Source organism: Kineosporia sp. R_H_3, from assembly GCF_002198675.1.
Taxonomy (GTDB): Bacteria; Actinomycetota; Actinomycetes; order Actinomycetales; family Kineosporiaceae; genus R-H-3.
In genome coordinates, this window is record NZ_MWLL01000157.1 from 1 (window position 1) to 18383 (window position 18383).

At 73.8% G+C, this 18383-nt stretch carries 18 protein-coding genes and 2 pseudogenes; 6 read left to right on the forward strand and 14 right to left on the reverse strand.

Features of this window, described 5'->3' with window-relative positions:
• A pseudogene (locus tag ECOMGDLI_RS16280) lies at nucleotides 1–253 on the reverse strand (hypothetical protein); the annotation flags it as partial.
• A gap of 52 nt (nucleotides 254–305) precedes the next feature.
• Here ECOMGDLI_RS16280 and ECOMGDLI_RS16285 point away from each other — a divergent pair.
• The 3 genes from ECOMGDLI_RS16285 to ECOMGDLI_RS35365 are packed head-to-tail and all read left to right on the forward strand — an operon-like array spanning nucleotide 306 to nucleotide 1995.
• Entirely contained in the window at nucleotides 306–968 is a 663-nt protein-coding gene (locus ECOMGDLI_RS16285; RefSeq protein ID WP_088317924.1) for a hypothetical protein, read from the forward strand.
• Entirely contained in the window at nucleotides 965–1687 is a 723-nt protein-coding gene (locus tag ECOMGDLI_RS16290; RefSeq protein WP_198954916.1) for an AzlC family ABC transporter permease, read from the forward strand. The genes ECOMGDLI_RS16285 and ECOMGDLI_RS16290 overlap by 4 nt, the downstream gene beginning before the upstream one ends.
• Nucleotides 1684–1995 carry an AzlD domain-containing protein gene (locus tag ECOMGDLI_RS35365; RefSeq protein WP_198954917.1) on the forward strand — a complete coding sequence of 104 codons (312 nt, stop codon included), beginning with the start codon at nucleotides 1684–1686 and terminating at the stop codon, nucleotides 1993–1995. Before ECOMGDLI_RS16290 ends, ECOMGDLI_RS35365 begins: the two co-directional genes overlap by 4 nt.
• A gap of 12 nt (nucleotides 1996–2007) precedes the next feature.
• Here ECOMGDLI_RS35365 and ECOMGDLI_RS16300 read toward each other — a convergent pair whose 3' ends face one another.
• From ECOMGDLI_RS16300 to ECOMGDLI_RS16335, 8 genes are all read right to left on the reverse strand, one after another.
• Nucleotides 2008–2859: an ABC transporter permease gene (locus ECOMGDLI_RS16300; protein ID WP_198954918.1), complete on the reverse strand. Its 852-nt coding sequence runs from the start codon at nucleotides 2857–2859 to the stop codon at nucleotides 2008–2010.
• The gene (locus ECOMGDLI_RS16305; RefSeq protein ID WP_088317925.1) at nucleotides 2856–3854 is read right to left on the reverse strand and encodes an ATP-binding cassette domain-containing protein; all 999 of its coding nucleotides are present in this window, start codon (nucleotides 3852–3854) and stop codon (nucleotides 2856–2858) included. Before ECOMGDLI_RS16305 ends, ECOMGDLI_RS16300 begins: the two co-directional genes overlap by 4 nt.
• A gap of 48 nt (nucleotides 3855–3902) precedes the next feature.
• Nucleotides 3903–4643 carry a 4-hydroxy-tetrahydrodipicolinate reductase gene (gene dapB, locus ECOMGDLI_RS16310; RefSeq protein WP_088317926.1) on the reverse strand — a complete coding sequence of 247 codons (741 nt, stop codon included), beginning with the start codon at nucleotides 4641–4643 and terminating at the stop codon, nucleotides 3903–3905.
• Nucleotides 4640–6013: a pitrilysin family protein gene (locus tag ECOMGDLI_RS16315; RefSeq protein WP_088317927.1), complete on the reverse strand. Its 1374-nt coding sequence runs from the start codon at nucleotides 6011–6013 to the stop codon at nucleotides 4640–4642. The genes dapB and ECOMGDLI_RS16315 overlap by 4 nt, the downstream gene beginning before the upstream one ends.
• Nucleotide 6014: 1 nt before the next feature.
• Entirely contained in the window at nucleotides 6015–8267 is a 2253-nt protein-coding gene (locus ECOMGDLI_RS16320; protein WP_088317928.1) for a polyribonucleotide nucleotidyltransferase, read from the reverse strand.
• 302 nt (nucleotides 8268–8569) lie between these two features.
• On the reverse strand, nucleotides 8570–8839 hold the full coding sequence (gene rpsO, locus ECOMGDLI_RS16325) for a 30S ribosomal protein S15 (protein ID WP_088285257.1): 270 nt from the start codon (nucleotides 8837–8839) through the stop codon (nucleotides 8570–8572).
• Between the two features lie 129 nt (nucleotides 8840–8968).
• On the reverse strand, nucleotides 8969–10045 hold the full coding sequence (locus ECOMGDLI_RS16330) for a hypothetical protein (protein WP_143447740.1): 1077 nt from the start codon (nucleotides 10043–10045) through the stop codon (nucleotides 8969–8971).
• Nucleotides 10042–11025, reverse strand: coding sequence for a bifunctional riboflavin kinase/FAD synthetase (locus ECOMGDLI_RS16335; protein WP_088317930.1), 984 nt, complete (start codon nucleotides 11023–11025; stop codon nucleotides 10042–10044). Before ECOMGDLI_RS16335 ends, ECOMGDLI_RS16330 begins: the two co-directional genes overlap by 4 nt.
• Before the next feature lie 125 nt (nucleotides 11026–11150).
• Here ECOMGDLI_RS16335 and ECOMGDLI_RS16340 point away from each other — a divergent pair, with 125 nt between their 5' ends.
• Both ECOMGDLI_RS16340 and ECOMGDLI_RS16345 read left to right on the forward strand, forming a co-directional pair.
• A complete protein-coding gene (locus ECOMGDLI_RS16340; RefSeq protein ID WP_088317931.1) occupies nucleotides 11151–12668 on the forward strand; it encodes a glycosyltransferase family 39 protein in 1518 nt (505 codons plus the stop codon).
• 106 nt (nucleotides 12669–12774) lie between these two features.
• Complete coding sequence (locus ECOMGDLI_RS16345; RefSeq protein ID WP_088317932.1) at nucleotides 12775–13488, forward strand: DUF2461 domain-containing protein; 714 nt, start codon at nucleotides 12775–12777, stop codon at nucleotides 13486–13488.
• Nucleotides 13489–13519: 31 nt separating this feature from the next.
• Here the strand turns inward: ECOMGDLI_RS16345 and ECOMGDLI_RS16350 are convergent, their stop codons facing one another.
• From ECOMGDLI_RS16350 to infB, 5 genes are all read right to left on the reverse strand, one after another.
• Nucleotides 13520–14272, reverse strand: coding sequence for a phosphotransferase enzyme family protein (locus tag ECOMGDLI_RS16350; RefSeq protein WP_088317933.1), 753 nt, complete (start codon nucleotides 14270–14272; stop codon nucleotides 13520–13522).
• Between the two features lie 15 nt (nucleotides 14273–14287).
• The gene (gene truB / locus ECOMGDLI_RS16355; protein ID WP_233153487.1) at nucleotides 14288–15271 is read right to left on the reverse strand and encodes a tRNA pseudouridine(55) synthase TruB; all 984 of its coding nucleotides are present in this window, start codon (nucleotides 15269–15271) and stop codon (nucleotides 14288–14290) included.
• A complete protein-coding gene (gene rbfA, locus ECOMGDLI_RS16360) occupies nucleotides 15268–15846 on the reverse strand; it encodes a 30S ribosome-binding factor RbfA (protein ID WP_088317934.1) in 579 nt (192 codons plus the stop codon). Before rbfA ends, truB begins: the two co-directional genes overlap by 4 nt.
• 113 nt (nucleotides 15847–15959) lie before the next feature.
• Nucleotides 15960–16256, reverse strand: coding sequence for a DUF503 domain-containing protein (locus ECOMGDLI_RS16365; RefSeq protein ID WP_088317935.1), 297 nt, complete (start codon nucleotides 16254–16256; stop codon nucleotides 15960–15962).
• 99 nt (nucleotides 16257–16355) lie between these two features.
• The gene (gene infB / locus ECOMGDLI_RS16370) at nucleotides 16356–18248 is read right to left on the reverse strand and encodes a translation initiation factor IF-2 (protein ID WP_233153488.1); all 1893 of its coding nucleotides are present in this window, start codon (nucleotides 18246–18248) and stop codon (nucleotides 16356–16358) included.
• Between infB and ECOMGDLI_RS36845 the strand changes: the two are divergent.
• A pseudogene (locus ECOMGDLI_RS36845) lies at nucleotides 18129–18383 on the forward strand (translation initiation factor IF-2); the annotation flags it as partial. The gene infB and the pseudogene ECOMGDLI_RS36845 sit on opposite strands and share 120 nt — an antisense overlap.

Here is an 18383-nt window from a genome sequence, read left to right on the forward strand (position 1 = left end):
GGCGCAGGAGGTGGCTCGCGACCGGCGTGGCGACGGCCGCGACGGCGGCGAGCACCGCGAGCCGGCGCGGTCCCCAGCCGAGCACCGGCACCGCCACGAGGAACAGCACGCCGTAGTAGGCGAGGATCACCGCGGCCGTCGCCACGCCGGTCGCGAGCCACCTCCTGCGCCGCGCCGCCCCGCGCGGCCCGGGCCCGAACGTCGCGTGGGAGGACTTCTTCACCGCCCCCGGCGACCTCGGGGCGACCCTCACGCTCTACGGGTACTACCCCGTCCTCACGTGGACGACGTACCTCTTCCTCGGGATGGCCGTCGGCCGGCTGCCCCTGGCGTCCGCGGCCGTCGCCGTCCGGGTCGCGGTGACCGGCGCCGTGCTCGCCGCCGCCGGGCTCGGCGCCCAGGCCCTCACCCTCGCCGCGGTCGGCGGCCCGGCCGCGCTCGGTGCGACGACCGGCGAGAACGCCGCGCAGGTGCTGCACCGGCTCTCGACGTCGTCCTACGGGACCTCGCCGACGGCGTCCTGGTGGTGGCTCGGCACGGCGGGCCGGCACAGCGGCACCGGACCGGACCTGCTCCACACCGGCGGGTCCGCGCTCGTCGTCCTCGGGCTGTTCCTCCTCGTCTTCGCCGCCCTCGACCGGGGCCGGGCACCGGTCGCCCGGCGGCTGCTCGCACCGCTCGTCGCCGTCGGCTCGGCGACGCTCACGCTCTACACGCTGCACGTGCTGCTCCTCGGGGCCACCTACGACTGGGACGGCCTGCGCGAGATCCCGCCGGGCGCCGTCCTCGCCGCGCACGTCGCCGTCGCGCTCGCGGTCGCCGCCCTCGTCGGGGCGCCCCGCCGGCGCGGCCCGCTCGAGGCCCTCGCGGCGGCCGCCGGCAGGGCGGCCGCGGGAGCGCCGACCGCCACGCCCGGCAGCCCCCCGGAGCCCGTCGACGCACCGGGTCGGGCAGACTCGGCGCCGTGAGCGACGCGGCCCGCACCACCGTCCTGCGCCAGGCGCTCTCGGTGGGGGTCGCGTCCGGGTCGTACGCCGTCTCGTTCGGCGCGCTCTCGGTCGCCGCGGGGCTGTCGGTCGCGCAGACCGTCGTGCTCTCGACGCTCATGTTCACCGGCGGCTCCCAGTTCGCGCTCGTCGGCGTCCTCGGCGCGGGCGGCGGCGGCGCGGCGGCCGTGGCGACGGCGGGCTTCCTCGGCGTCCGCAACGGGTTCTACGGCCTGACGATGTCCCCCCTGCTCGGCCCGCAGGGCCGCGGCTGGCGGCGGCCGTTCGCCGCGCACATGACGCTCGACGAGTCGACGGCCGTCGGGACGGCGCAGCTGGCGCTGCACCCCGGACGGCGGGACCTCGTGCGCCTCGGCTTCTGGGCGACGGGCCTGTCGGTCTTCGTCTTCTGGAACGCCGCGACGCTGCTCGGCGCATACCTCGGCGACGCGCTCGGCGACCCGCGCCGCTACGGCCTGGACGCCGCGGCGGCGGCCGCCTTCCTCGCGCTGCTCTGGCCACGGCTCGTCGCCGCGCTCTCCCGCGGGGTCGCGGCGGTCGCGGTCGGGGTCGCGCTGGTGCTCGTGCCCGTCACCCCCGCCGGGGTGCCCGTGCTCGCGGCGGCCGTCGTGGGCGCCGTCGCCGGGCTGCTGCCGGCCCGGGCCGGTGCGCGCGCGGGTGCCGAGGGCGGTGCGCCGTGACGACCTGGCCGGTCGTGCTCGCCGGCTGTGCGGTCTGCTACCTCGCCAAGCTCACCGGCTGGCTCGTGCCGCACGCCGTCCTCGAACGGCCCCGCGTCGTCCGGGTCGCGGCGCTCGTCACGGTCGCGCTGCTGTCGGCCCTGTTCGCCGTCCAGACGGTCGTCGACGCCGGTGCGCTCGTGCTCGACGCCCGGGTGCCCGCGGTGGCCGTCGCGGCGGTGCTGCTGTGGCGGCGGGCGCCGTTCGTCGTGGTCGTCGTCGCTGCCGCGGTCGTCGCCGCCGGGCTGCGGCTCGCCGGGCTGGGCTGACGCTCGGGCGGGTCAGTCCCGGGAACGGCGGCGGAACGCCGAGACGGCGAGCGGCGCGAAGACCGCGGTCAGCAGGAGCGACCAGCCGACCGACACGGGGACGGCGTGCTGCAGCGGCCACGCGGCGTCCGCGGGTGCCGGCAACCCGTTGCCCCACAGCTCCCGGCAGGCCTGGGTGACCGCGGAGATCGGGTTCCACTCGGCGACGAACCGCAGCCACGTCGGCATGCTCTCCGTCGGTGCGAACGTGTTGGCGACGAACGTCAGCGGGAACATCACCGTGAACATGAAGCCCTGCACCGCCTCGACGGTCCGCATGATCGAGCCGACCCAGATCCCGAGCCAGATCACGGCGAACCCGAAGAGCAGCAGCAGGAGGAACGCGAGGACGCCGTCGACGACGCCGTTGCGGATCCGCCACCCGATGAGCAGGCCGGTCAGCCCCATGACGGCGACGCCGATGCTCGAGTGGATCAGGCTCGAGATGCTCCGGCCGACGAGCACCGCGGAGCGCGGGATCGGCAGCGAGCGGAACCGGTCGACGATGCCCTTCTGCAGGTCGTTCGTCAGCCCGGTCGCGACCACGGCGGACGAGAACACCATCGTCTGCACCATGATCCCGGGGAGCAGGAACTCCCGGTAGTCCGAGCCGGCGACGGCGATCGCCCCGCCGAACACGTAGGCGAACAGCAGCACGAACATCACCGACTGCACCGTGACGTCGAGCAGCATCTCCGGCATCCGCCGGATGTGCAGGAGGTTGCGCCACACGATCGTCGACGCCGCGCGCGCGAGCGAGGGCGGCGAGAGCGGCGGGCGCACCAGCGGCGCCCGCGTCGCACGGGTGGTCGGGAGGGTCGTCACGGTGCCGCTCCTTCGGTGATGGGCCCGGGTTCGGCCTCCTCGGTGTCCTCGGCGTCCTCGGCCCGGTGCCCGGTCAGGTGCAGGAACACGTCGTCGAGGCTGGGGCGGGCCAGGCCGAGGTCGTCGAGCTCGATGCCGCTCGCCTCGAACGCCGCCGCGATCCGGGTCATGTCGCCCAGACCCCCGGCCCGCGCGGTGACCCGGCGGCCGGTCCGGTCGACGTGCACCTCCGGCGAGTGCGCACGCACCAGGTCGGCCGCCGCCGCCAGGTCGCGGGCGTGCGTCAGGGTGATGACGACGCTGGCCCGGCCCGCCTCGTCCTTCAGCTGCGTGGGGGTGCCGGCGGCGATGACCTTCCCCTTGTCGACGACGACGATCTCGTCGGCGAGCTGGTCGGCCTCCTCGAGGTACTGCGTGGTGAGCAGGAGGGTCGTCCCCTCGTCGACGAGCTCGCGGAGCACCGCCCACAGGCCGGACCGGCTCTTCGGGTCGAGCCCGGTCGTCGGTTCGTCGAGGAAGAGGATCGGCGGTGCCGCGAGCAGGCTCACGGCGAGGTCGAGGCGCCGGCGCATCCCGCCGGAGTAGGTCTTCGCCATCCGGTCGGCGGCATCGGTGAGGTCGAACCGGTCGAGGAGTCGCTCGGTCGCGTCACGGACGTACGCCCTCGGCAGGCCGTAGAGCGCTCCGACGAGCCGCAGGTTCTCCGCGCCGGTGAGGATCTCGTCGACCGTGGCCGCCTGCCCCGTGAGGCCCATGCTGCGGCGGACCTCGTTCGGCTGCGTGACGACGTCGAAGCCGGCGACCCGGCCCGTCCCGCTGGTCGGCACGCTGAGCGTCGTCAGCATGCGCACGAGGGTCGTCTTGCCGGCCCCGTTGGGGCCGAGCAGGCCGAGCACCGTGCCCTCGGGGACGACGAAGCTCACGCCGTCGACGGCCCGGTTGGTCCCGAAGTGCTTCACCAGGTCGACGGCCTCGACCGCTGCTGTCCCACCCATCCCGGCATTCTCGACCCGGTCGCGGCGGTTGGCGAACGGGTTACGGCGTCAGCCGTCGAGGTAGTGCTCGAGCCCCACGGTGAGCCCCGGGCGGGACCCGACGGTCCGGACGCCGAGGAGGACGCCGGGCATGAAGGAGACCCGGTCGAAGGAGTCGTGCCGGATCGTCAGCTGCTCGCCCGGCCCGCCGAGGAGCACCTCCTCGTGCGCGACGAGGCCGCGCAGGCGCACCGAGTGCACCCGGATCCCGTCGACGTCCGCACCGCGGGCGCCGTCGAGGGCGGTCGTCGTCGCGTCCGGGACCGGCGCGCAGCCGGCGTCCCTGCGGGCGGCGGCGATGAGCTCGGCGGTGTGCCGGGCCGTCCCGCTCGGGGCGTCGACCTTGTCCGGGTGGTGCAGCTCGACGACCTCGACGGACTCGAAGTGCGGTGCCGCCATCGCGGCGAACCGCAGGAGCAGCACGGCGCCGAGCGCGAAGTTCGGGGCGACGAGGACGCCGACCCCGGGCTTGTCGGCGAGCGCCGCCCGCACGGTGCCGAGCCGGTCCGCGGACCACCCCGTCGTCCCGACGACGGCGTGCACGCCGTGCGCGACGCACGCGAGCGTGTGCTCGACGGCGACGTCGGGCACCGAGAAGACGACGGCGACGTCGGCGTCCGCGACGGCGGCGAGGTCGTCGCCGACGTCGATCTGCGGCCCGAGCTCGAGCCCGTCGGCGGCCTCGACGGCCGCGCAGACCTGACGGCCCATCCGGCCCCTCGCCCCGACGACCGCTACCCGCGTGGTCATGCCCGTGCTCCTCCTGCTCCCGTGGCCGCGAACTCGCGGTCGGGGTCGAACGGTCCGACGACGGCGAGCGAGCGCGGCCTGCCGGCGAGGTCGACCGCGAGGGCCTGGACCTCGTCCGAGGTCACCGCGCGGATCCGCGCGAGCGACTCGTCGAGGTCGGTGAACTCGCCGTGGACGAGCTCGGCCTTGCCCAGGCGCGACATCCGCGACCCGGAGTCCTCCATGCCGAGCACGAGCCCGCCGCAGATCTGGCCGTGCGCCCGGACCAGCTCGTCGCCGTCGAGCCCGTCGGCGGCGAGCCGCTCGAGCTCGGCCGCGAGCAGGGCGAGCACCTGGTCGGTCTTGCCGGGGGCGCAGCCCGCGTAGAGGCCGAAGTAGCCCGCGTCGGAGTAGCCGGACGCGAACGAGTACACCGAGTACGCCAGGCCCCGCTTCTCGCGGACCTCCTGGAACAGCCGGCTGCTCATGCCCCCGCCGAGGACGGCGTTGAGCACGCTCATGACGTAGCGCCGGGGGTCGGTGGCGGTGAGCCCGGTCGTCCCGAGGACGACGTTCGCCTGCTCCGTCGGGCGGTGCAGGACGAGCGTGCGGCCGGTCAGGCCGGACAGGTCAGCCTCGCCCGCGGGACGGCGGGGCAGCGGGTCGGCCGCACCCGTCGTCGCCGGGCCCCAGCCGGACGCCGCGACCTGGGCCGCGACGAGGGCGCAGAGCGTGTCGTGGTCGATGCCCCCGGCGGCGGTGACGACGAGGCCGGGCGGGGTGTAGTGCGTCCCGTAGTGCTGGGCGATGTCGTCGCGGCCGACGGCCTCGATGGTGTCCGCGGTGCCGCCGATCGGGCGGCCGAGCGGGTGGTCGCCGAGGACGAGCTCGACGAACCGTTCGTGGACGACGTCGCTCGGGTCGTCGTCGTTCATGGCGAGCTCTTCGAGGATGACCCCGCGCTCGCTCTCGACGTCGTCCGCGTCGAGGCGCGCCCCGGTCACCATGTCGGCGAGCAGGTCGAGCGCCAGCGGGACGTCGTCGTCGAGCACCCGTGCGTAGTAGCACGTGTGCTCCTTGCCGGTGACGGCGTTGGCCTCACCGCCGACGGCGTCGAACGCCGAGGCGATCTCCATCGCCGAGCGGCGCCCCGTGCCCTTGAAGAGCAGGTGCTCCAGGAAGTGCGTCGAGCCCAGACGTGCGGGCTCCTCGTCCCGGGAGCCGACACCGACCCAGCACCCCAGGGTGGCCGAGCGCAGGCCCGGCATCACCTCGGAGAGCACCCGGACGCCACCGGGGAGGACGGAGCGGCGCACGGTGGCGCCGCTGTCCTCCCCGGTGACGACCTGGTCGGCCGTACCGGCCGGGACGAGCGGGAGAGGAAACCCCACGTCAGCTGCTGGCGCCGGCGTGCTCGGGCTCTGCTGCGGCCTCGGACTCACCCTCGCCCTCGGCGAGCACGGGGATGAGGGAGAGCTTGCCCCGCGGGTCGATCTCGGAGATCTCGACCTGCACCTTGGAGCCGACCCCGAGGACGTCCTCGACGTTCTCGACGCGCTTGCCGCCCACCATCTTGCGGATCTGCGAGATGTGGAGCAGGCCGTCCTTGCCCGGCACGAGCGAGATGAAGGCGCCGAACGTCGTCGTCTTGACGACGGTGCCCATGTAGCGCTCGCCGACCTCCGGCATCATCGGGTTGGCGATCGCGTTGATCGCCGCCCGGGCCGCCTCGGCCGACGGGCCGTCGGTCGCGCCGATGAAGACGGTGCCGTCGTCCTCGATCGAGATGTCCGCGCCCGTGTCCGCCTGGATCTGGTTGATCATCTTGCCCTTCGGGCCGATGACCTCGCCGATCTTGTCCACGGGGACCTGGACGGTGATGACGCGCGGTGCGTACGGCGACATCTCGTCCGGGCCGTCGATGGCCTCGGCCATGACGTCGAGGATGTGCAGCCGGGCGTCGCGGGCCTGGGTGAGCGCCGACGCGAGGACCGACGCGGGGATGCCGTCGAGCTTCGTGTCGAGCTGGATCGCCGTCACGAACTCCTTGGTGCCGGCGACCTTGAAGTCCATGTCGCCGAACGCGTCCTCGGCGCCGAGGATGTCGGTGAGCGCCGCGTACGACGTCTCGCCGTCCACCGTGTCGGAGACGAGGCCCATGGCGATGCCGGCGACCGGGGCGCGCAGCGGCACACCGGCGTTGAGCAGCGACAGGGTCGAGGCGCAGACCGAGCCCATCGACGTCGAGCCGTTGGAGCCGAGGGCCTCGGACACCTGGCGGATCGCGTAGGGGAACTCGTCCCGGCTCGGCAGCACGGGCATGAGCGCCCGCTCGGCGAGCGCGCCGTGACCGATCTCGCGCCGCTTCGGCGAGCCGACCCGGCCCGTCTCACCAGTCGAGTACGGCGGGAAGTTGTAGTTGTGCATGTACCGCTTGCGCGTCTCCGGGGAGAGCGAGTCGATCTGCTGCTCCATGCGGAGCATGTTCAGCGTCGTCACCCCGAGGATCTGGGTCTCGCCGCGCTCGAACAGCGCCGAGCCGTGGACGCGCGGGATGACCTCGACCTCGGCCGAGAGCTGGCGGATGTCCGCGAGGCCACGGCCGTCGATGCGGACCTTGTCCTTGAGGATGCGCTGGCGGATGAGCTTCTTCTGCACCGCGCGGTAGGCCGCCGAGATCTCCTTCTCGCGACCCTCGAACGCCTCGGCCAGCTTGGCCTTGACGGCGTCCTTGATCTCGTCGAGCTTCGTCTCGCGCTCGGTCTTGCCCGCGATCTGCAGGGCGCCGGTGAGGTCACCGGTCACCGCCTCGGAGACGGCCGCGTACACGTCGTCCTGGTAGTCCAGGAACAGCGGGAACTCCGCGGTCGGCTTGGCGGCCGCGGTCGCGACCTCCTGCTGGGCCGCGCACAGGGCCGCGATGAACGGCTTGGCGGCCTCGAGCCCGGCGGCGACGACCTCCTCGGTCGGCGCGGTCTGGCCCTGGTTCTTGATGAGCTCCCACGACGTGTCGGTGGCCTCGGCCTCGACCATCATGATCGCGACGTCCTGGCTGCCGTCCTGGGCGGTCACGACGCGGCCGGCGACGACCATGTCGAAGACGGCCTTCTCGATCTCCGAGTGGCGCGGGAACGCGACCCACTGGCCCTCGACGAGGGCGACGCGGACGCCGCCGATCGGGCCGCTGAAGGGCAGGCCGGAGATCTGCGTCGACAGCGACGCAGCGTTGATCGCCACGACGTCGTAGAGGTCGTCGGGGTTGAGCGACATGACCGTGATGACGACCTGGACCTCGTTGCGCAGGCCCTTGACGAACGTCGGGCGCAGCGGCCGGTCGATGAGCCGGCAGGTGAGGATGGCGTCGGTCGAGGGGCGGCCCTCGCGGCGGAAGAACGAGCCGGGGATCCGGCCCGCGGCGTACATCCGCTCCTCGACGTCGATCGTCAGCGGGAAGAAGTCGAAGTGGTCCTTCGGCTGCTTGCCGACCGTCGTGGCCGACAGCAGCATGGTCTCGCCGTCGAGGTAGACGGCGACGGAACCGGCGGCCTGCTTGGCCAGCCGCCCCGTCTCGAACCGGATGGTGCGCTTGCCGAAGGAGCCGTTGTCGATGACGGCTTCGGCAAAGGTGATCTCGGGACCCTCCACGTGAGAGTCACACTCCGTTCTGCGACGCGGGCCGTGTGCCCGTCGTCCGTCGTCACGGAGCGCCTGGTGCTCGTCCGGGCGTGGGGTCCGGTCTTCGATCGAGGCCCTCGGTCGCCGCGCTCCGCGGTTCCGGGGGCCACTACCGAGGACCGGCGCTTCGGAGGAACCCGACGCTCCTGGTGTGGTGTTCAGATGTCGTGCGGTGGTGCTGCGGTGCGGTGGATCTGCGGTGGTTCGGGTGGTGCGTCGTGCTGGTGGTGCAGCAGGGCCGCGGCCCCCCGAGGGGGACCGCGGCCCGATGGTCACCGGCGCAGGCCGAGACGCTCCCGCAGCGAGCGGTAGCGCGTGATGTCGGTGCGCTGCAGGTACTGCATGAGCCGGCGGCGCTGACCCACGAGGATCAGCAGGCCACGGCGGCTGTGGTGGTCGTGCTTGTGCGTCTTCAGGTGCTCGGTGAGGTCCTTGATGCGGTGCGTGAGCATCGCGACCTGGACCTCGGGGGAGCCCGTGTCGCCCTCGGCGGTCGCGTACTCGGCCATGATCTTCTGCTTGGTGGCGGCGTCGAGTGCCACAGTGCTCCCTCTTGATCTCGTTGCGCGGCGCACCGGGGCACGTTCACCCGGGCTCTATGGGTCCGCGGCCGTTCTGACGGCAACGTCCACGCTACCAGCCGGTACCCGTGGTCACCGAATCGGCGCAGGTCACGGCGCGGCGGAGGGGTCCGCGGCGTCGAGCCGGGCGGACGCCGCCCGGTACACGGTCCGGACGCCCACGGCGCGCTCGAGCTCGCTGTCGAGCTCGGCGAAGAACTGCTCGCGGTAGTTCGCGTCGCTCACCGCGTAGACGGTGAAGTAGAGCCCCGCGAAGGCGGACAGGAACAGCGACACCTGGAACAGCTCGTTGCTCACCGGGAACCCCGCGGGCGCCTCGAAACCGAACAGCGTGATCGGCGAGGGCACCTGCCGGCCGTGCGGCTCGAGGATCGGCGCGACCCACGAGACGACGACGTCGTCGGAGATCGCGAGCATCCCGAAGACGACGAAGAAGGCGAGCACGAGGACGGCGAGCAGCACGACCTGGAGCGACTGCGCGACGAGCAGGACGAGCACGAGGTTGGCCCGCTGGGTGCGCGTCAGCGGCACGTGGGCGGCGTCCGGGCGGACGTGCGCCGCGGCGGCCTCGACGGGCGTCCCGCGGCAGGCGCCGGCGACGCCGTCCCGGACGACCATCGCCTCGACCCGCCGCACCTCCTCGGGCAGCCGGGTCAGCAGGAAGGCCGCGCCGATCGCGGTGAACAGCCAGACCGTGCCCCAGACCGTCGTCCGGCTCATCGTCGAGGCGACCTGCCACACCTCGGTGTTCACGAAGAGGAACGTCATGAAGAGCAGCAGCAGCGGCAGTGCCCGGGTGACGAGCGGCAGGAGCAGGTTGAGCTCCGAGACGACCCGGCGGGCCGCCCACCGGGCCATCGTCGCGACCCGCAGCGGGCCGCCGGCGTAGACGAGCAGCACGAGGACGACGACAGAGGCGCCGAGGAGCACGCCGGACGCCGGGTCCACCGTGCCGCCGAGCAGGCCGCCGGCGAGCGCGCCGAGCACCCCGGCGACGGCGAGCAGCGGCACGAGCCGCGACGGCTTGAGCAGCTCGACGACGCGGGCGTCGACCGCCTCGACGAACCACGGCAGGCCGTGCGTGGCGAACCAGTGCTCGGCCGCCCGCACCGTGACGGCAGGGTCGTGGTCGTCGTCCGGGGCCGACGGGCCGGGCTGCTCGCTCACGACGCGGCGGCGGCCGTCCGGAGCACCGCGCGGCACTCGTCGACGTCCGCCCGCATCTGCTCCACGAGCGGCCCGATGCCGTCGAAGCGCAGCGTCGGACGCAGTCGGCGGACGAGCTCGACGGCGACCCGCTCGCCGTAGAGCTCGAGGTCCGTGCGGTCGAGCACGTACGCCTCGACGCGCCGCTCGTGGCCGTCGAACGTCGGGTTCGTCCCGATCGACACGGCGGCCGGGAGCCTGCGGTCGACGGCGTCCTGCGGCTCGTCGAGCCGCACGAGCCAGCCGGCGTACACGCCGTCCGCCGGGACCAGCCCGACGCTGTCCTGGCTGAGGTTCGCGGTCGGGTAGCCGAGCTCGCGGCCGCGGTGGTCGCCGTGGACGACGACCCCGGTCACCCGGTGCGGACGGCCCAGCACCTCCCCCGCCGTCTCGACGTCGCCTTCGGTGATGAGGGTGCGGACCCAGGTGGACGACCAGCGCCGGCCCGAGGGGTGACCGTCGTCCGGGGCGCCGAGGTCGTCGACGACGTCGACGGCGAAGTCGCGGTGCTCGCCGAGCTCGCGCAGCGTGCCGACGTCCCCGGAGTTGCGGTGCCCGAAGCGCATGTCGTGCCCGACGACGACGAGCCGGGCGTCGAGCGCGGCGACGAGCACCTCGTCGACGAACCGCTGCGGGCTCCACGTCGCGAGCGCCCGGGTGAACTCCATGACGAGGACGGCGTCCAGCCCGCACTCGGCGAGCAGGTCGAGCCGGTGCTCGAGGGTCGTGAGGACGGCGGGCGCCCGGTCCGGCTGGAGGACGGCGAGCGGGTGCGGGTCGAAGGTGATCGCGACGGCGGACAGGCCCTGCGCGTGCGCGGTCGCGGCGAGCCGCCCGAGCACCGCCTGGTGGCCCCGGTGGACGCCGTCGAAGTTGCCGATGGTCACGGCCGAGGGGCCGAACCCGGCCGGCACGTCGTTGAGGTCGCTCCACCGCTGCACGGTCCAACTGTGCCAGCCCCGCGGACGGCCATGTGTCCCGGGCGTCACCGGCGTGGGTCGACGTGTCGCGCGGACGGGCCCGCGGTCGTCACCGCGGCGTCACAGGACTGCGCCAGGATGTCGGGATGGTCCCGTCCGGTACCCGCCCCGCCCTGGCGCTCACCGCCGTGCTCGCGGCCCTCGGCGGCCGCTACGGCTTCCACCGGGACGAGCTGTACTTCGTCGAGGCGGGGCGGCACCCGGCGTTCGGCTACCCCGACCAGCCGCCGCTCGTGCCGCTGCTCGCCGCCGGCTGGCACGCCGTCGTCGGCGGGTCGCTCGTCGGCTTCCGGCTGCTTCCGGCGGTCGCCGCGGGCCTCGTCGTGCTCGTCGCGGCGGCCACCGCCCGGACGCTCGGCGCGACGGCGCGCGAGGCCGGGGCGACCGCGGTCGTCGTCGCGCTGTGCTCGGCGGTGACGGCGATCGGGCACCTGTTCTCCACCACGGTGTTCGACCTGCTCGCGACGTCGACGCTGCTCCTCGTGCTCGTGCGCGCGGTGCACCCGGACGGCGGCGACCCGCAGGACGCGCCCGGTGGCGCCGCCGGGCCGCGGGCCGACCTGGGCCGGTGGCTGCTCGTGGGCCTGGTCGCCGGTGTCGCCCTCCAGGTCAAGACGTTGCCGGCGCTCGTGCTCCTCGCGTGCGCCGCCGGTCTGCTCGTCGCCGGCCCGCGGGCCGTGCTGCGCCGCCCCGGGCCGTGGCTCGCCGCGCTCGTCGCGGCGCTGCTCGCGGCCCCGAACCTGCTGTGGCAGAACGCGAACGGGTGGCCGCAGGCCGACCTGTCGGCCGCGATCGCCGCCGGCTCCTCGGGCACGAGCGTCGAGCGCTGGCTCGTCGTGCCGCTGCAGGCCGAGCTCACCGGGCCGGTCCTCGCGGTGCCGCTCGTGGCGGGGGTGGTGGCCCTGCTCCGGGCGCCCGCCCTGCGGCCCTACCGCTGGCTCGGCGTCGGCTACCTCGTGCTCCTCGCCCTCGTCGTCGCGGCCGGCGGCAAGCCGTACTACACGGTCGGGATGCTGCCGGTGCTCGTCGCGGCGGGGACGCCCGCGGTGCTCCGGTGGGCCGACGCGGCCCCGGGCCGGTGGCGGACGGTGACGACGGCGCTCGCCGTCCACGTCGTCGTCTCTGCTGTGCTCACGCTGCCGGTGCTGCCCGTGCGCGCGCTCGGCGCCGCCCACGTCACCGCGGTGAACTACGACGCCGGCGAGACCGTCGGCTGGCCCCGCCTCGTCACGACCGTGGCGGACGCCGTGGCGGCGCTGCCGGCCGCCGACCGGGCCCGGGCCGTCGTCCTCACCGAGAACTACGGCGAGGCCGGTGCCCTCTCCCGGGCACGCCGGGCAGGGGCCGCGCTGCCGCCGGTGCACTCGGGCCACAACGGCTACTGGCGCTGGGGCCCGCCCGACGAGGGCGCGGCGCCGGTCGTGGCGGTGGGCTTCACGGACGACGCGGCCCTCACCCGTCTGCTGACCGGCTGCCGGACCGTCGCACGGGTCGACAACGGGGTCGGGCTGGACAACGACGAGCAGGGCGCGCCGGTGCGGGTGTGCTCGGGCCCGGTGCGGCCGTGGGCGCTGGTCTGGCCGGACGCCGAGCGGCTCGGCTGATCCTGCGCTCCGCGCTGACCGACATCCGGTCGGGCTCGTCCCGTCCACCGGGAGCCCCTGTGGACGACGGAGGTCACGGGTCGCACGGTCGGCGTAGCGTGCCGCCATGACCACGACGACCCGCTTCGAGGGGTTCCCGGACGAGGCCCTCTCGTTCTACGACGGCCTCGAGGCCGACAACAGCAAGGCGTACTTCACCGACCACCGTGCCGTGTACGACCGTGCCGTGCGCGGCCCGATGCTCGCGCTCGTCGGCGCGCTCGAGGAGGAGTTCGGCACCGCCAAGCTCTTCCGGCCGAACCGCGACGTGCGGTTCAGCCCGGACAAGTCGCCGTACAAGAACCACCAGGGCGCGGTCATCGGCATGGGCGACGGCGACGGGTCGCTCTACGTGGCGATCTCCGCCGACGGCCTCGCCGCCGGCGGCGGCTTCTACCAGATGTCGAAGGACCAGCTCGTCCGCTACCGGGCCGCGGTCCTCGACGACGCCGCGGGCGACCGCCTCGTCGCCGTCGTCGACGCGCTGCGCGCCGAGGACTTCACACTGGTCGGCGAGACCCTGAGCCGCGCCCCGCGCGGTGTCGACCCGGCCCACCCGCGGATCGAGCTGCTGCGGCACAAGGGCATCGCGGGGATGCGCGAGTTCGGCTCCCCCGCCTGGCTGTCGACGCCGAAGGCGCTCGACCGGGTCCGCACCGCGTGGCGGGCGCTGGCCCCGCTCAACGCGTGGCTGGCCGCCGAGGTGGGCGCGGCCGAGGCCGTCGAGGGCGACCCGCGCGCCGGGCGGCGCCCGGTGAGTCCTCGGGGTGCGGGGGTCTGAACGCTCGGGATCTGGGTGCCCGGGGCCACCGTCACCGTGCGAGGGCTCGGCGCCAGCGCTCGCGGTGGGCGGCGACGTGCTCGGCGGCCGGTCCCCAGTGCTCCCAGTGCCCCTCGTCGAAGAGCCTCGCCCACGGCTGCTCGCCGGACGTCGCACCTGCGGCGAGCAGGTCCGCCATCGCGCGGATGCGCCGCTCGACCGCGTCCGGGAGCAGGAGACGGTCGAGCCCCGAGAGGTCGTACCCGTCGGCGAGGGCGACGACCCGGCGCGCGTCCCGCTCAGGGTCGTTACCGGCCGCGATCCCGCAGAAACCGTGGACCGCGTAGGCGAGGTCGGACAGTCGTGTCCCCGGTGCGGCACCGTCCCAGTCGACGAAGACCCAGCGGTCGCCGTCGAGGACCAGGTTCCACGGAGCGAGGTCGTTGTGGCAGACGAGCTCTTCCCCTTCGCGGGGAAGCGGGCAGTCCCAGACGCTGTCCGCCGGCGGCACGAACGACGCGACGGTGTCGTGCAGGCGACGGATGAGCGCACCCACCCGGCGGAGGTCGTCGACGGTCATCGGTGGCCGGCCGTGCGCCACCACCCCGGGCACGAACTCGAGCACGTAGCGTCCCGCCTCGTCACGGCCGAGGGATCGCGGCGCGCCGTCGAAACCGGCGACTCCCAGATGCCGCAGCAGCGCCTCGACGGCGGGCGTCGCCACGGTCACCGGCTTGCGGACGGTGTCACCGACACGGACGACCGCGGCCGCCACGTTCCCCCCGGCCAGCGGCTCCTCGTGCACCGTGACGAGCTGCTCTCAGCCCTGCAGCACGAGCAGCGGGCGGGCCGTCGGACCGGTCTCGCTGATGATGGCGACGAGGCTGCCGTCCGGGGCGAAGGCCGCGGTCGGCTCCTCGCCGAGACCGACGGCCGACAGCCGCTGGCCGTGGACGAGCTTGCGGGCCTCGTCGGCGTCGAGCTCGCGGGCGGGGAAGGCGATCCGGGCGGCGTCCGCGATGGGCAGGACGGCGAAGGCCTCGCCGAGGTCCTCGAGGGTGCGGGCGCCGTCGAGGGCGTAGGGGCCGACCCGGGTGCGGCGCAGGGCCGTGAGGTGGCCACCGACACCCAGGGCGGCACCGAGGTCGCGGGCCAGGGCCCGGACGTACGTGCCCGACGAGCAGTCGACGCTCACGTCGAGGTCGACGACGGGACCGCTCTGCACGTCCCCGACGCGCGGGACGGCGGCCGGCTCGGGCTCGGCCGGGGCCGGCGCGAGCGGTGCGGGGGCGAGGACCGAGCGGCGCACGGCGAGCAGGTCGAACCGGCTCACGGTGACGCTGCGGGAGGCGAGGACGACCTCCTCCCCCGCGCGCACCCGGGCGTACGCCCGCCGGCCGTCGACCTTGACCGCGCTCACCGCGCTCGGCACCTGGTCGAGCGTGCCGGTGAGGTCCCTGATCCCGGCGAGGACGCGCTCCTCGGTGACCGCCTCGACCGCGCCGGCCGGGGCCTGCTCGAGGAGCGCGCCCTCGGCGTCGTCGGTCACCGTCGAGGCCCCGAGCCTGATCGTCGCGTCGTAGGACTTCTCGGCGCCGACGAGGTACGTGAGCAGCCGGGTCGCCCGCTCGACCCCGACGACGAGCACGCCCGTCGCCATCGGGTCGAGGGTGCCGGCGTGGCCGACCTTGCGGGTGCCCGCGAGCCGGCGCACCCGCGAGACGACGTCGTGCGACGTCATCCCGGCGGGCTTGTCGACGACGACGATCCCGTCCGGGCCGACGGAGCGCGGTGCGCGGCTCACGGGCCTGTGACGGTCCCGTCCGCCGACGCGACGGCGCCGGCCGGGCCGTCGGACGGCTCGTCCGCGTCGTCCTCGTCCGTGTCCCAGTCCTCGTCGTCCTCGTCGTCCGCGTCCTCCGCGGAGTCCTCGGCGTCGAGCGCGTCGTCGACCTCCTCGAGGTCGTCGTGCTTGTACGGGTCGGGGTCGCCCGCGTACTCGGCCTTCGCGGCCAGCGCCGCGACCTCGGCGTCCCGCGCCGCGGCGAGGGCGAGCAGCTCGTCGATGTGCTGGGCGTTCTCCGGGACGGCGTCCGCGATGAACTCCAGCGTCGGGGTGAGCCGGATCCCGGTGCGGCGCCCCACCTCGGAGCGCACGACGCCCTTCGCGCTCTCCAGCGCGGCGGCCGAGGCGGTCTGCTCCGCGGCGTCCCCGTAGACGGTGTAGAAGACGCTCGCGTGCTGGAGGTCACCGGTCACCCGGGCGTCGGTCACCGTGACGAAGCCGAGCCGCGGGTCCTTGATCCGCTTCTCGAGCGTCTCGGCGACGACCACCTTGATGCGGTCGGCCAGCTTGCGTGCGCGTGCCGTGTCGGCCATCGGTCTTTCCTCACTCGTCCTGTCCGGAGGGCGTCGGTCCCACCGGTCGTGCTCGTCGGCGCTGGTCCTCGTACCTGTACGGGGCTGGTGCCCTCATCACGTGCTGGTGCCGCTCACTCGTCCTCGTCGTCCCACACCCGCTGCCGGGCGGAGAGCACCTCGACCTCGGGACGCCCTGCGACGAGGCGCTCGCACGCGGCGAGCACCTCCCGGCAGTGCGCGGGGTCGGACGACGTGAGCGCGACGCCCACCTCGGCCCGGCGGTGCAGGTCGAGGTGACCCGTCTCCGCCGCACTGACCTCGAACCGGCGCCGGAGCTCGGCGACGATCGGGCGGACGACGGAGCGCTTCTCCTTGAGCGAGCGGACGTCCCCGAGGAGCAGGTCCACGCTCAGGCTTCCCACGATCATGTGATCACCGTGCAGCCGCTGCGCCGTGCGACCCGCGCCGCCCCGCCACCACGAGGGTGACGGGGCGACACGGGACGGGACGGCGGGCGTGCGGGCGCGTCAGGCGCGCTGCTTCTCCCGCATCTCGAAGGTCTCGATCATGTCGCCGGTCTTGATGTCGTTGAACGACCCGAGCCCGATACCGCACTCGTAGCCGTCGCGGACCTCCGTGACGTCGTCCTTGAACCGGCGCAGCGACTCGATCGCCAGGCTCTCCGCGACGATGACGCCGTCGCGGACCAGCCGGGCCTTGGCGTTGCGGCGGATCTCGCCGGTCCGGACGAGGCAGCCGGCGATGTTGCCGAACTTGCTCGACCGGTACACCTCCCGGACCTCTGCCGAGCCGAGCTGGATCTCCTCGAACTCCGGCTTGAGCATGCCCTTGAGGGCCGCCTCGATCTCGTCGATCGCCTGGTAGATCACCGAGTACTGGCGGATGTCGACGCCCTCGCGGTCGGCCATCTCGCCGACCTTCTCGGCCGGCCGCACGTTGAACCCGACGATGATCGCGTCGGACGCCACCGCGAGGTTGACGTTGTTCATCGTGATCGCACCGACGCCGCGGTCGATGACCTGCAGCTCGACCTCCTCGCCCACGTCGATCTGCATGAGGGCGTCCTCGAGGGCTTCGACGGAACCGGAGACGTCGCCCTTGAGGATGAGGTTGAGGGTCTCGACCTTGCCCTGCTCGAGGGCCTTGGTGAAGTCCTCGAGGCTGATCCGCTTGCGGCGCTTGGCGAGGACCGCGGCGCGCTCCACCGCCTCGCGCTTCTCGGCGATCTGGCGGGCCGTGCGGTCGTCCGGAGCCACGATGAACGTGTCACCGGCGCGCGGCACCGAGGTCAGACCGAGCACCTGGACGGCCCGCGAGGGCAGCGCCACGTCGAGCGTGTCGCCGTTCTCGTCGAGCATGGCCCGGACCCGGCCGTACGCCGTGCCGGCGACGATCGAGTCGCCGACCGCGAGCGTGCCGGACTGGACGAGCACCGTCGCGACGGGACCGCGACCACGGTCGAGGTTGGCCTCGACCGCGACACCGCGGGCGTCCTTGTCGGGGTTCGCCCGCAGGTCGAGCGCGGCGTCCGCCGTGAGGAGGATCGCCTCGAGCAGCCCGTCGATGTTGAGGCGCTGCTTCGCGGAGATGTCGACGAACATCGTGTCGCCGCCGTACTCCTCGGCCACGAGGTTGTACTCGGTGAGCTGCTGCCGGATCTTCGCCGGGTTCGCGCCCTCCTTGTCGACCTTGTTGACCGCCACGACGATCGGCACGCCGGCCGCCTGGGCGTGGTTGAGCGCCTCGATCGTCTGGGGCATCACGCCGTCGTCCGCCGCGACCACGAGGACCGCGATGTCCGTGACCTTCGCGCCACGGGCACGCATGGCCGTGAAGGCCTCGTGACCCGGGGTGTCGATGAAGGTGATGGCGCGCTCGACGCCCTCGTGCTGGCAGTGCACCTGGTAGGCACCGATGTGCTGGGTGATGCCACCGGCCTCGCCCGCCACGACGTTCGCGTGCCGGATCGCGTCGAGGGTCTTGGTCTTGCCGTGGTCGACGTGACCCATGACCGTGACGACCGGCGGCCGCGGCTCGAGGAAGTCCGCATCGCCCTCGGCCTCGCCCTCGATGTCGATCGAGAACGTGCCGAGCAGCTCGCGGTCCTCGTCCTCCGGGGACACGATCTGGATGTCGTAGCCCAGCTCGTCACCGATGAGACGGAACGTGTCCTCGTCGAGCGACTGGGTCGCGGTGGCCATCTCACCGAGGTGGATGAGCACCGTCACCAGGCTCGCCGGGTTCGCGTTGATCTTCTCGGCGAAGTCCGTGAGCGAGGACCCGCGGGCGGTCGTGGCTTCGGCAAGGGTGCCGGCGGTCGTGGCGGCACGCAGGGCGCGTTCGGTCGCGCCGGTGGTCGTCCGGTCCGTGGCCGCAAGTCGAAGAAGCAGCGGCGTCAAGAGTTCGACAACATGCAGGCGCCCATGACGGGTGGCGTGCAGGTCCCCCGTGGCGACGGCTCGACGATCGTCAAGCTCCGCCGCGGGTCCTCGCTCACGGACTTCGCCGAGAAGATCAACGCGAACCCGGCGAGC